At 64.6% G+C, this 13074-nt stretch carries 13 protein-coding genes; 2 read left to right on the top strand and 11 right to left on the bottom strand.

From position 1 onward, the window contains the following. Positions 1-103: 103 nt before the first annotated feature. Together RMO89_RS11505 and dxs are read right to left on the bottom strand one after the other, a co-directional pair. Complete coding sequence (locus tag RMO89_RS11505) at positions 104-373, bottom strand: hypothetical protein (RefSeq protein ID WP_310533222.1); 270 nt, start codon at positions 371-373, stop codon at positions 104-106. A 104-nt stretch (positions 374-477) separates the two neighbouring features. Further along, the gene (gene dxs, locus RMO89_RS11510) at positions 478-2400 is read right to left on the bottom strand and encodes a 1-deoxy-D-xylulose-5-phosphate synthase (RefSeq protein WP_310533223.1); all 1923 of its coding nucleotides are present in this window, start codon (positions 2398-2400) and stop codon (positions 478-480) included. 65 nt (positions 2401-2465) lie between these two features. Here dxs and RMO89_RS11515 point away from each other — a divergent pair, with 65 nt between their 5' ends. Next, the gene (locus RMO89_RS11515) at positions 2466-2852 is read left to right on the top strand and encodes a VOC family protein (protein WP_310533225.1); all 387 of its coding nucleotides are present in this window, start codon (positions 2466-2468) and stop codon (positions 2850-2852) included. A gap of 4 nt (positions 2853-2856) precedes the next feature. Here the strand turns inward: RMO89_RS11515 and RMO89_RS11520 are convergent, their stop codons facing one another. The 7 genes from RMO89_RS11520 to rpe all read right to left on the bottom strand — a co-directional run bounded on the left by RMO89_RS11520 (position 2857) and on the right by rpe (position 10044). Continuing rightward, complete coding sequence (locus RMO89_RS11520; RefSeq protein ID WP_310533227.1) at positions 2857-4347, bottom strand: hypothetical protein; 1491 nt, start codon at positions 4345-4347, stop codon at positions 2857-2859. Positions 4348-4380: 33 nt separating this feature from the next. Beyond that, positions 4381-4890 carry a transcriptional repressor gene (locus tag RMO89_RS11525; protein WP_310533228.1) on the bottom strand — a complete coding sequence of 170 codons (510 nt, stop codon included), beginning with the start codon at positions 4888-4890 and terminating at the stop codon, positions 4381-4383. Positions 4891-4910: 20 nt separating this feature from the next. Then, on the bottom strand, positions 4911-5591 hold the full coding sequence (gene msrA / locus RMO89_RS11530) for a peptide-methionine (S)-S-oxide reductase MsrA (protein WP_310533229.1): 681 nt from the start codon (positions 5589-5591) through the stop codon (positions 4911-4913). Position 5592: 1 nt separating this feature from the next. Next, positions 5593-5733 carry a hypothetical protein gene (locus RMO89_RS11535; protein ID WP_310533231.1) on the bottom strand — a complete coding sequence of 47 codons (141 nt, stop codon included), beginning with the start codon at positions 5731-5733 and terminating at the stop codon, positions 5593-5595. A 141-nt stretch (positions 5734-5874) separates the two neighbouring features. Continuing rightward, the gene (gene purH, locus RMO89_RS11540; protein ID WP_310533233.1) at positions 5875-7464 is read right to left on the bottom strand and encodes a bifunctional phosphoribosylaminoimidazolecarboxamide formyltransferase/IMP cyclohydrolase; all 1590 of its coding nucleotides are present in this window, start codon (positions 7462-7464) and stop codon (positions 5875-5877) included. 8 nt (positions 7465-7472) lie between these two features. Then, entirely contained in the window at positions 7473-9377 is a 1905-nt protein-coding gene (locus tag RMO89_RS11545; RefSeq protein ID WP_310533234.1) for a heparinase II/III family protein, read from the bottom strand. 4 nt (positions 9378-9381) lie between these two features. Next, positions 9382-10044, bottom strand: a complete 663-nt coding sequence (rpe, locus tag RMO89_RS11550) for a ribulose-phosphate 3-epimerase (protein WP_310533236.1) — start codon at positions 10042-10044, stop codon at positions 9382-9384. Between the two features lie 348 nt (positions 10045-10392). Here rpe and RMO89_RS11555 point away from each other — a divergent pair, with 348 nt between their 5' ends. Further along, positions 10393-10875, top strand: a complete 483-nt coding sequence (locus tag RMO89_RS11555) for a DUF2141 domain-containing protein (RefSeq protein WP_310533238.1) — start codon at positions 10393-10395, stop codon at positions 10873-10875. A gap of 10 nt (positions 10876-10885) precedes the next feature. On the opposite strand, the gene RMO89_RS11560 is transcribed toward RMO89_RS11555, so the two are convergent. Then, positions 10886-11632 (bottom strand): NTP transferase domain-containing protein, encoded by a 747-nt coding sequence (locus tag RMO89_RS11560; protein ID WP_310533239.1) that lies wholly within the window; start codon positions 11630-11632, stop codon positions 10886-10888. 73 nt (positions 11633-11705) lie between these two features. Next, on the bottom strand, positions 11706-12806 hold the full coding sequence (locus RMO89_RS11565; RefSeq protein WP_310533240.1) for an inositol-3-phosphate synthase: 1101 nt from the start codon (positions 12804-12806) through the stop codon (positions 11706-11708). Between the last annotated feature and the right edge of the window lie 268 nt (positions 12807-13074).

Here is a 13074-nt window from a genome sequence, read left to right on the forward strand (position 1 = left end):
CAGCCGAGCTGCCGTTCGTTCATGGTGTTAACGAAGGGCGGATTTTAGGATCGATCGGCAAGGGCCGCAACGACAGGAATCGCCTGGAAACCGGACGCCGACCTTACTCGCAACAATCGCGTAGCACGTTCTCAGCCCACAAACGTTCGCTTCCATCAAGCTGTGGCAGCATCTCGCTTACCGCTGATCGAAGGGGCGCGGGTATGCGACGGGCGGGGAGTTCAGAGACGATATAGAGGACGGACGTGCGGGTCTCTGCGTCAAACAGGAGCGGGAGGAGCACTGTGGCATCCGCATTGTGCAGCCAATCGATGATGGGTCTGATCTCACCGTCACCTGAACGCAGCGTTTGATTGGCTTCTTCTAGGGTCATGTTCTGTAGGTTGGCCAATCCTCTGAGTTTCCGCAATGTTGTCGTGTCCGGAACGGCAGCTTAGCAACGAAAGCGACGAAAAGCCGACAATGCCGGGCTGATGATCAGGCCCTGACCTCACCAACCCCCGCATCATTCCAGCGCAGTGCCTTCAGCACCGTCTCAACGATATGCGGCGCATTCAGCCCCGCGGCATCATACTGCTTTTCGGGCGAATCGTGATCCTGGAACACGTCCGGCAAGCGCAGGGTACGGATCTTGAGGCCGCTGTCGGTGATGCCTTCGTCGCTGGCCATGGTCAGCACGTGAGCGCCGAGGCCGCCGATCGAGCCTTCCTCAACCGTCACCACGACTTCGTGCGTGGCCATCAGCTTGCGGATCAGGTCTTCGTCGAGCGGCTTGGCAAAGCGCAGGTCGGCGACCGTGGTCGACAGGCCCTTGGCCTCGAGCTGGTCCGCCGCCTTCAGGCTTTCCGCCAGACGCGTGCCGAGCGAGAGCAGCGCGATCTTGGTGCCGTGGCGTACCACGCGCCCCTTGCCGATCTCGAGACGCTGCGGAACTTCAGGAAGCGGCACGCCGACGCCGTTGCCGCGCGGGTAACGGAAGGCGATCGGGCCGTCGTCGTAAAGCGCGGCGGTGTGCGTCATGTGCACCAGCTCAGCCTCGTCCGCCGCCGCCATGACGACAAAGTTGGGCAGGGTGGCAAGGTAGGTTATGTCGAACGAGCCGGCGTGCGTTGCGCCGTCGGCACCGACCAGCCCCGCCCGGTCGATGGCAAAGCGCACCGGCAGGTTCTGGATCGCCACGTCATGGACGACCTGATCATAGGCGCGCTGCAGGAAGGTCGAATAGATCGCCGCGAAGGGCCGCATCCCTTGCGCGGCGAGGCCGGCAGCGAAGGTCACCGCGTGCTGTTCGGCAATGCCTACGTCGAAGTAGCGTTCGGGGAACGCGGTCTCGAACTTGTCGAGCCCGGTGCCGCTCGGCATGGCGGCGGTGATCGCGCAGATCGCGGGGTCGCGTGTCGCCTCAGCCAGCAGGGCATTGGCAAAGACGCCGGTATAGCTCGGCGGGCCGCCGGCGCTTTTCACCTGTTCACCGGTGATTACGTCAAACTTCTGGACGCCGTGGTACTTGTCTGAAGCAGCCTCGGCCGGGGCGTAGCCCTTGCCCTTCTGCGTCACGACATGGATCAGGCAGGGGCCTTCCGCCGCATCGCGCACGTTCTCAAGGATCGGCACCAGCTGTTCGAGGTTATGCCCGTCGATCGGGCCAACGTAGTACATGCCCAGTTCTTCGAACAGGGTGCCGCCGGTCAGCCAGCCGCGGGTGAATTCGTCCGTCTTGCGCGCCGCCTTGTGCAGCGGTTCGGGCAGCCTGCGCGAGATGCGCCGGGCAATGTCGCGCACCTTGAGGAAGGGCTGCGAGGAGACGAGCCGCGCGAGATAGGCCGAAAGCCCGCCCACCGGCGGCGCGATCGACATGTCGTTGTCGTTGAGGATCACGACCAGCCGGTTGCCCGCCTGCTTGGCGTTGTTCATCGCCTCATAGGCCATGCCCGCGCTCATCGCGCCGTCGCCGATCACCGCGATGCCGCGCCCCGGCGTGCCGGCCAGCTTGTTCGCCACGGCAAAGCCGAGCGCTGCCGAAATCGAGGTGGAGCTATGCGCCGTGCCGAACGGATCGTATTCGCTTTCGCTGCGCTTGGTGAAGCCCGAAAGCCCGCCGCCCTGCCGGATCGTGCGGATACGGTCACGCCGGCCGGTCAGGATCTTGTGCGGATAGGCCTGATGGCCGACGTCCCAGATCAGCCGGTCATCGGGCGTATTGAACACGTAATGGATCGCCACGGTCAGTTCGACCACGCCAAGGCCGGAGCCGAGGTGTCCGCCGGTCTGGCCGACGGCAGAGATCATCTCGCTGCGCAATTCATCGGCCAATTGTCGCAATTGGGCGGAATCGAGCTTGCGAAGTTCGTCGGGCGTACCGACATTGTCGAGAAGCGGTGTGGCCGGATTGGCAGTCATGCGCTTGGCCTTACAACCATATTCAGGCAGTGTCGATTGACTGCCGTACCCAAGGATTCCCCAAAATGAGCATCCCCTCCGCCTCTGCCCCGCTATGCTTCGTGCTGACCGCCGACCGCGCCCGCGCCAAGCCATTCTACACTGATGTGCTGGGCCTCAAGCTGCTGGGCGAGGATGATCACGCGGTCACATTTGACCTGGGGAACCGCACCCCGATGCGGCTGACCGACCTGCCCGGCCACACACCCAGCGGTCACACCGTGCTCGGTTGGCATGTTTCCGACATCCGCGCAGTGATGCGTGACCTCAGCGCCAAGGGCGTGACGTTCCACGTGTTCGAAGGCTTCAATCAGGACGCAGACGGCGTGTGGCAGGCCCCCGGCGGCGGCGCGAAGATCTGCTGGTTCTCCGACCCCGACGGCAATGGCCTCAGCCTGACCCAGTTCGGTTGAGGCTCTAAAGCCCCAGCCGCTTCGACACAGCGGGATCGAAGCGCAGCACCCTGAAGCCGCCGCTGTCCGAAACGAACAGCAAGCGCCGTGCCGCGTCCCAATGCCCCACCCCGGCATGGACCGGCACGCCGTGGTTGAAATAGGCAACTTCAGTGGGCCTCGCCGGATCGCGGATGTCATAGATCCGCAGGCCAGCCTCGCCGAAATTGATCGCCGCGAACCGCGCCTGCATCGGGTTGTCGATCAGGTGATAGGCCAGCCACGGATCGCGGCCCGATGCCTTGCGCGCGGCGCAGTGTTCGGGCTGGTTGATGGCGATCTGCGCCATCGAGACGTTGCGGGCGGCGGCGGGATCGGTGACGTCAGTGATGATCGCCTCGAACCCCCAGCCCAGCGCTGTCGGGCGCGGGAAGGGCCGGCAGGTATCGCCGCGTTCGGGTTGGCCCATGATGCCGCTCGTCCCACCCTCGTTCGAATGAATCACATATTCGCGCCCGCCGGAGCGGAACCAGTCGAGCCCGTGGCCCGGCCCCGGCGCTTCGCCGATCACGCGAATTGGCTGCGCCTTGAGATCGACGATCCGCACTTTCGGCTCGGGCGCCCAGAGCGCGCTGGTCCCGCCAGCTTGGTCGCCGACGTACATGCGGCTGTCATCGGCATTGAAATCCAGCGAGTGCGAGAATTGCGGCCAGAGCATCGAGCTTTGCAGCGGACTGCCACCCATCGCATAGTTCGCGCCGCGCGGGGCCGGCCGGGTGGCATCGTCGCACAGGCTGCGCTTTGCCTTGTTGGCCTGGCGGTGCACTTCCTGCCAAGGTCCGGGAACCTGCTCGGCAATCTCGCAGCGGCGGTCGATGATCTTCCAAGTCGCCGGCGCGGCGAGGTCCGAGATGTCGACTTCCCAGACGCCGAACGAGGAATAGACGCGGGTGCCGGCGCGGTTGAGCCGGATGTCGTGCGGCAGGTTCTTGCGCGAGACGCCGGGCACGGTCGTATCGGGCCACTTGATCTCACCCAGCACGCGCGGCTTCAGGCAATCGCGAATGTCGATCACCGTGCTGCCCGATACCATCACCGCGCGTTCGCCGGTGACGACGAGCCGCAGCGATTCCGATCCGTTGTGCACCGGGATGGTTTCACCAACGACGCGAGGGCGAGCCGGGTTGCTGGTGTCGATCACCGAGATACGGCTTTCATCGGGCGTGCCGCCTGCCCCGCGCGTGCGGACATAGACGCAAGTGCCGGTGCCAGCGACGCTACCGGTCAGCGGCAAGGCTGCGATCTGGCGGATGCCGCAATTCCACGTGGGCTTTTGCCCCGCAGGCACTTCGCCTTGCACGCCGGGTTCGGGCAAGTCACCCTTGGCACAAGTCGCCGGCGAGCGGCCGGAGGCAGCGGGCGTTTCAGCGGCGTGGGCACTGGTAGCCAGACTGGCGAGGGCCAGCGCGGATAGAGGAACGATCAACCGGGCAGACAGGAATCGCAGGTTCGGCATGATCACTCTCCCAAGGATCTCATGCCGCGCAGCCTATTGGTTCTGGCCCTCGTTGCAATCGGCACATATGCCGCGCACTTCCACGACCGGTCGGATATCGGCAAAACCCGCGGATTTCGCGGCCTCCACCAGCGCATCGGTCAGGCGATCATCGTCGTTATGCACGGCGCGGCCGCAGGAATCGCAGATCAGGAAGATGCAGTCGTGCCGGCAGCCCGGGTGGCTGTTGGCCACATAGGCATTGGCGCTCTCCACCCGGCGGGCGAGGTTGGTGCGCACGAACAGGTCAAGGATGCGATAGACCGAGTTTGCCGCCACCCGCTTGCCGCGCAGTTTAGAAACGTCTTCGGCCACGTCATAGGCCGATGCCGGCTTTTCGCGCTGGGCCAGTGCGGCGAACACGTCAGCGCGCATTTCGGTCCATTGCTCGCCGGCGGCCTGCAACGCGGTCTGCGCAGCCCCGGCAAGATCCTCGCCGTGATGCTCGTCGTGCCGGTGTTCGTCGTGCCGGTGTTCGTCGTGATGGTGATGGTGGCCGCTCATGCCGCCTATATAGGGTGCAATCAGCCCCGGGTGAAGCTCGGCTTGAACAGCGCCGGGAAAAGCCGTTTGAGCGCGGCCACCTTGGGCACGTCCCAATAGGTAATGTAGGGGTGCTGCGGGTTGCGGGCGGCGAAATCCTGATGCTCGCCCTCGGCGGCAAAGAAGCCGCGATTGGCCTCGATCTTCGTTACGATCGGCGCGCGCCACAGCCGCGAGGCCTTCATCTGGGCAAGGTAGGCGCTCGCGGTCGCCTGTTGTTCCGGCCCAAGCGGGACGAGCGCCGAACGGTACTGCGAGCCGACATCTGGTCCCTGCCGGTTAAGCTGGGTCGGGTCAGCAATCACCGAGAAGAACACCTGCAGCAGTTGGTCATAGCGGACCTGCGCCGGATCATAGGTAACGCGAACGGCCTCGGCATGACCGGTCACCCCGGTTGAGACGCTGTCATAGGTCGCGCTGCGCTTGTCACCACCGTGATAGCCGGACACCACGCTGGTCACGCCCTTCATGTGGCTGAATACGGCTTCAGCGCCCCAGAAGCAGCCGCCGGCGAAAACGGCTGTCTTGAGGCCAGCAGGTTCGCTGGCCTTGCGGGCCGGCAATGGCGCACTGACGGTGGCTTCGCGCGCAGGTGCAGCGGCGCCTTGCTGGCAAGCGGAAATGGTCAGCGATAGGGCAAGAAGCGCGGCGAGGCGCTTCATGTCATCGTGCCGGAGCAGCTACGGCCGAAGGCACCATGCCACCGGAAGGCTGATCCGCATCCATCGTCATGAACAGGACCGCGCACCCGGCGAGAAAGCCGATGCCGAACGAGCGGAGGAGGTCTGCCTTGAGGAACGACATGAAACGATTCGCCTGCGTAGAATTGCGTGCTCGCTGCATGTGCGAACGCGGCTTGCCAAGAAGTGAACAATCGAGTCGCGCCAGTGCGCTTGCGGTGAGGCGTTAACCGTCTGCGGCGAACCGCGCGATCAGCGATGCCGCTTAGTGCCGGAAGTGCCGCATTCCGGTGAAGACCATTGCCAGACCCGCCGCGTCCGCTGCGTCGATCACTTCCTGATCGCGCATCGATCCGCCTGGCTGGATCACCGCCGTCGCGCCCGCTTCAGCGGCAGCCAGCAGGCCGTCAGCGAAGGGGAAGAACGCGTCCGAAGCGACTGCCGAACCGAAGGCTCGGCTCTGGGCCCAGCCGTATTTCTCGGCAGCTTCGGCGGCCTTCATCGCGGCGATGCGCGAAGAGTCACGGCGGTTCATCTGGCCCGCGCCGATGCCTGCCGTGATCCCGTCCTTGGCATAGACGATGGCGTTCGATTTCACGTGCCGCGCAACCGTCCAGGCGAACAGGCAGTCCTTGAGTTCCTGATCGGTCGGCTGGCGCTTGGTCACCACCTTGAGGTCGTCCAGCGTGATCGCGCCGTTGTCGCGCGATTGCACCAGCAGCCCGCCGGTAATCTGCTTCACCGAAAGGCCGGGGCGGCGCGGATCGGGCAGATCGCCGGTGAGCAGCAGACGCAAGTTCTTCTTCTTCGCAAAGGCCGCGATGGCATCATCGTCCGCATCGGGGGCGACGACGACTTCAGTGAAGATCTCGCAAATTGCCGCGGCCGTTGCACCGTCCAGCCTGGCATTGACCGCGACGATGCCGCCGAAGGCCGAGACGCTGTCACACAGCAGCGCGCCGTTCCATGCCTCAAGCAGGCTCGATCCCTGAGCCACGCCGCAGGGGTTGGCGTGCTTGACGATGATCACCGCCGGGTCCTGCCCCCGGAATTCAGCGCAGAGTTCCAGCGCGGCGTCGGCATCGTTGTAATTGTTGTAGGACAGCTCCTTGCCCTGCAGCTGGCGTGCCTGGGCAATGCCCTTCCCATGCGGCCCCTTGGGCACATAGAGCGCGGCGCGCTGGTGCGGGTTCTCGCCGTAACGCAGCTCTTCGCGGCGCGTGGCGGTGATCGCCAGCATTTCGGGAAAAGTTTCGCCCTGATCGGCGAAGGCGAACCACTGGCTGATCATCGCGTCATAGGCGGCAGTGGCGGCATAGGCCTTGCCCGCCATCTTGCGGCGGAAGTCATAGGTCGTGGCGCCGTCCTGCGCCTCAAGCTCAGCGAGCAGGCCGGCATAGTCCGCCGGATCGGTGAGGATAGTCACAAAGGCGTGGTTCTTGGCGGCAGAACGCACCATCGAAGGCCCGCCGATGTCGATATTCTCGATCACCTCGTCACGCTCCGCGCCCTTGGCGACGGTGGCCTCGAACGGATAGAGATTGACGACGACCAGGTCGATCGCGCCGATTTCATGTTCGGCCATGGCAGCGGCGTGCTCGGGATTGTCGCGCACGGCGAGCAGCCCGCCGTGGACCTTGGGGTGCAGCGTCTTGACGCGGCCATCCATCATTTCGGGGAATCCGGTTAGGTCGGAAATGTCCATGACGGCAAGGCCCGCATCGCGCAGCGCCTTTGCCGTGCCGCCGGTGGAAACCAGCTCCACTCCGCGCTGGCTGAGCACCTGGCCCAGTTCCACCAGCCCGGCCTTGTCGGACACCGAAAGCAGCGCCCGGCGGATCGTCACATTACCCATTTTCGAAACTACCCCATTTTCTTCAGCAGCCAGGCGAAGTTTCCTCCACCGCGCGAGGCGAGCCCCTGCACCACCAGCTGCTGGATGGCAATCGGCCGGCCATGCTTGTCGGCCCAGATTGAATCCTCGATCCCCACTTCGCCGCCACCAGAGCGGAATTGCCAGTAGGAGCCATCGGGCAAGGCAAGGCCCGCGCCCTGCCGGTCATCGCTGAGCCGCGCCTCGATGCCCGCGCCCAGGTGGAAGCGGATGGCATAGGCCACCTTGCCGCGCGATCCCTTGCCCTTGGCCGGAACCAGCAAGTCCTCGCCGCGCAGTTCGGTGCCATCGTCGCGCAGGATCAGGATGCGCCGGTGCAGCAGGCCATAGCGCGAGGCATAGCCGTCATGGCTCGCCTCGATGCGGGTCGCTCCGGAGCCGCGTTCGCCCTCAAGCATCCGGCGTTCGACATCGACCTGATTGACGCCCGCGCCGATCTTGCCGTTGATCAGCACGGCGGTGGAATTCGAATCGTCGAGCACCAGCGTCGAATGGGCCGCCGTGGCGCGCAGGCCAGCGTCGAGCCGCGCCGGGATCAGGCCACCAGCGGCAGCCGCGCCGCCGCAATTGACGATCAGGCGGTGTCCGGCATGGCTGAATTCGAAGGCCAGCGTCGATGCGCAGCCGGTGCGGGCGTGGCGTGCCATTGGCGGCGGTGCCGTATCGAACTGGAGCACACTCTTGCCGGCGAGCGCCCGCTGATAGCCCCACTGGCGGACATCGCGCAGTGGACGGGTGCGGGCACCGCTGGCCTCGATCAGGCGGGAAATCTGGTCTGCCCCGATCGCCCAGCCGCCCTGCCACGAGCCCAGCGAACCATCGCCGTGCGTCAGCGCCAGCAGCGGCGGCACCAGCATGGCCAGCATCGCCGCGATCGCCTCGGGCGGTTCGCGGCCCACGGCCTTGTAGCAGGCACCCAGCCGCACCAGCAGCTCGATCGCCTCGATCTGCGCCAAGGGACTGCGCGAAAGGACGCCGCCGTCATCGCCGACCATTTCGCCAATGGCGCGGACCATGCCGGCCTCGCCAAACAGGCGGCGCGGCTTGCCATCGGACAGCAGCAATCCGGCAGCAGTTATCGCGGCCCAGCCGGCAAACCGCGCGAGCAGGTCTTCGCCGCGCTCGACATGGCGGTCGAGCCAGCGCGCGTGACCGGTGATCGCCGCCATGGCGCGCGCCCGAAACGTCTTGTCGCCTGACAGGATCAGCGGGGCATGGACCAGCCACGAAAGCAGCCGCGTGCCGGCGCTGTCGACGGTCCACAGGCCGGCCTTGCCCGGCTTCTTCGGCTCTTTCGGATTGGCGGTCAGCCAGGCACCCAGGATCCGTTCGGCCACCGGCACGCACTGTTCGCGCGGCGCGGCGGCTTCAAGGTCGGCCAGCCAGGCGAAGGAATGGACATAGCGTTCCATCGGCGGAACCATCCGCGCAACACCGCCGAAATCGGCTTGGCTGACCGGCAGCTTGACCCCGTGCAGCAGGAAGTGCCCGGCGCGCAGCGCTGTGCCGGCAACCTTGTCACCGGGCAGCGGGTTGTCCGCCGAAGCAATCAGCCGCTCGCGCGCCGCCTTGGAAAACGGACGCGCCAGCGCCTGTCCGGGCACGCCCATCTTGTAGGCCAGGCGCAGCAGCCGCTCGCCCGCGCTGAGCCGCGGCGGCGCGAAATCGGCGAGCGCCAGCATCCGTCCCGGCGCGATAACCGCATCGGGCGCCGAAGGGGGCACCTCTGCGGTTTCGTCCTCTTGCGGATTGCTGATCACCAGATCCTCCCGAACGCCGCGCGGCAGCGGCAGTGCGCTGCGCGTTTCGACCAGCGCATCATCGTCTGCCTCGTCCCCGGCCGCAAGCGGCGCATTGTGGAGAGAGACATCCACCGCGTTATCCCTCGCCTTTAAGGGCAGCAATGTTGGCGGCGTAGCGATCCGGCCCGCCCCTGAAAGTTGCCGTTCCGGCAACCAGCACGTCGGCACCGGCGGCAACGCATTGCGGCGCAGTCACCAGATCGACCCCGCCATCAACCTCAAGCCGGATGTCGCGGCCCGACTTGTCGATCATCTTGCGCACCGCCTCGATCTTGCGCAGCTGGCTGGTGATGAAGCTCTGCCCGCCGAAGCCGGGGTTGACGCTCATCACCAGAACCAGATCGATATCGTCAATGAGGTAATCGAGCATTTTGGCCGGGGTCGCCGGGTTGAGCGAAATGCCCGCCCGTTTGCCGAGCGACTTGATCAGCTGGACCGTACGGTGGGCGTGCGGTCCGGCTTCCGGGTGAAAGGTGATGATGTCCGCGCCGGCATCGGCAAAAGCCTCGACATAGGCGTCGACCGGCGAGATCATCAGGTGGACGTCAAAGGTCTTGGCCGAGTGCGGGCGCAGCGCCTTGACCACCATCGGACCGATCGTGATGTTCGGCACGAAATGGCCGTCCATGACGTCGACATGGATCCAGTCAGCGCCCGCCGCATCAATCGCGCGCACTTCCTCGCCAAGCCGCGAGAAGTCAGCCGAGAGGATCGAAGGGGAAATCAGAGGTGCAGCCATACTGCACACTGGCCTTAACGCCCTATCTAGGGGCGGCAAGCAAGGCTGGGTGCTTTTCCACACTAGATATGCGATTTTTGGGTCAGCCAGGCGCCTCGAACAGTACCCCTGCGGTGTCCCCCTACTGGATTGTGCGGGGCGGTTTGGCTAAGTGGTTGCGAAATTAGGGGCGAAATGAGACGGGTCTGTCCCAATTTGGTCAAATTCAGCCGCCATTAACGCGACGAATCGCATTCTACAGGGGACAAAGCGACTGATAGCAGCCGTGTCTGGTGCCGACATCTGGCGCACCTGACGTTTCCCTCCGACATCAAAGCCCACTTTTTCTGGAGTTCAGGACGAACGACCATGGCCATTTCGACTTCCCTTCGCGCGGCAATCGCGCTCGCCCTTGCCGCTGTAACCGCGCAGCCTGCTTTGGCCCAGGCGGCCCCTGCGGGTTGCACGGGCACGCCCAGCAATCACTGGGTAACGGTCATTGCCGACGGCCTACGCAACGGCAACGGCAAGCTGGCGATCACGCTTTATCCCGACGTTTCCAAGCGATTCCTCGCCAAGAAGGGTTCGCTCTACGTCGGCTTCGTCGATGCCAGCGCCGGGACCACGCGCGGCTGCATCTTCGTTCCGAACCCGGGCGTCTATGCCATCGCGCTGTACCATGACGAGAACGGCAACGGCAAAATCGACCGTTCGGGCATTGGCCTGCCGACCGAAGGGTTCGGCTTCACCAACAACCCGGCGACGCTCATGAGCCTGCCCTCGTTCAGTTCGGTGCGACTGAACATTCCCAAGGCCGGTCTGATCACCCGGATCCACATGAAGTACCCCTGATAGGGGCGGATCAGCCGTAGATTTCGGAGAGCATGGCCGGGGCCTGCGCCTCGGCCAGTTCATGCGCGCGCGGATCGTCGACGTCGAGCCACCACGAGGCGCGCTCATCGCTGCCGATGTCATGCGTCGCCGCGCGGCCCCGGTCGGCGAGCCACTGCATGCCGTCCGACAGGCTGCCCGACTTGCCCTCGGCAATCGCCGCGGCAATCGCGGCGGGCAATTCCTGCGTGGCAAGGAATGCGCCGCAATCGACCGCGTCGTAGTCCGGGATGGTCTTGCCGATCGCGGTGATGAAGCCGCAGTCATCGGTCTTCACCCAGGTTGCATCGTCCGGATCGATCAGCGGACTGGAGGTGCGCCGGTCAATGCCGAGCGTTACACCCCGGTCTGCCCCGCCGACTTTTGCCAGCCCGGCTAGCACCGGTGCGGCAAAAATGTGGTCGGCCATCATCAACAGGAAATCGCCCTCCACGCGTGACGCACCGGCCATGACCGAAAAGCCGTTGGGCTGCGACCAATCGTCGACCCGCTGCGCCTCGATGACAATTCCGGCTTCCCGCGCGAGCTGCGGCAGATAGGCCTCGACCCGATCGGCTTCGTGTCCGGTGACGACAACGACCTTGCCCGCGCCAGCCGCCGCAGCCTGCCGCACGCCGAGTTCGATCAGCGGCTTGCCGGCGACGGAGGTCAGCGGCTTGGATTCGGAAATGTCGCGCAGGCGGCTGCCGAACCCGGCGGCGATGATCACGGCGTCCATCGATGCGTCTCTTTCGTAAACGAAAACGGCGCCGGAAATGCCCGGCGCCGTTCTTGTGTCTTTGGTTGCGCGATTACTCGGCAGCGATGGCCGGATCAGCGATGTATTCTTCAACCATCTGGGCAGCCAGATCGTCGTTGAACTGCTGCGGCGGGTGCTTGCAGAAATAGGCCGACGGGCCGATCAGGGCACCGCCTTCACCACGCTCGAGAGCGACCTTGGCGCAGCGGATCGCGTCCATGACGCAAGCTGCCGAGTTCGGGCTGTCTTCGACCGAAAGGCGAAGTTCCAGCTCCATCGGCACGTTGCCCCACTGCAGGCCTTCAAGGCGCAGGAAGCAAAGCTTGTTGTCCTTCTGCCAGGGAACATAGTCCGACGGGCCGACGTGGATGTTCTCGTCAGCAAGGCGCTGGGCGAGCATCGCCTGCACTGCTTCGGTCTTCGATTCCTTCTTGGAACCCAGACGCTGGCGATCGAGCATGTTCATGAAGTCGGTGTTGCCACCAGTGTTGAGCTGGTAAGTCCGCTCCACCGTGACGCCGCGGGCGGCGAACAGGCTGGACAGGACGCGGTGAACGATGGTTGCACCGACCTGCGCCTTGATGTCGTCGCCGACGATCGGCAGGTTCTTGGCGCGGAACTTCGCTTCCCATTCAGGGCGGCTGGCGATGAACACCGGCATGCAGTTGACGACGGCAACGCCGGCTTCAAGCGCGCAGTTCATGTAGAACTCGGTGGCTTCCTGCGAACCGACGGGCAGGAAGTTGACGAGCACTTCAGCGCCCGAATCCTTGATCGCCTGCACAATGCTGTCGTGCGTGGCTTCGGTATCGTTGGCAACGATGAAGCCTTTTTCGCCAACCGTGGTCATGTGCGGAGCGACGCCGTCCGACACCTTGCCCATGATGACCTTCGTGCCGGTGGCGGGAACCGACTGCTGGAACACCTTGGTGTTGTTCGGCATTTCGAAGATGGCTTCGGCAATGTCCTTGCCAACCTTGCGTGCGTCAACATCGATGCCGAGAACGAAATCGACATCGCCCGCGCCATAGCCGCCGATCCGATCATGGATCAGACCCTGCGAGCTGTTGTTGTTGCGGTAGTATTCAACGCCCTGAACCAGTGAACTGGCACAGTTGCCGACGCCAATCATGGCGACCTTGATGGGCTTCATTATGTCTCGATCCTTCCGAGCGACGCAGAGCGGCCCCGACAGGAACCGTCGCAGAAAAAATATCGCGCGCCAAAAGCAAGAAGTTTGGCGCAGGTCAAGCCGAATAGCCGAATGACGCAAGCGGCCATAGCCGCACACGCCCCAACAAATTCGGTGCCGAATCGGGCCTTTTCCCTTACGGAAAGCAGCCGCACCCCGGCAATGTGCCTGCGCAATGCAGGCCTACTAGCATAGCACAATCGCATGGTTGATCAAACGTTATGCCGCC

The organism is Novosphingobium sp. (genome assembly GCF_031424035.1).
Lineage (GTDB): Bacteria > Pseudomonadota > Alphaproteobacteria > Sphingomonadales > Sphingomonadaceae > Novosphingobium.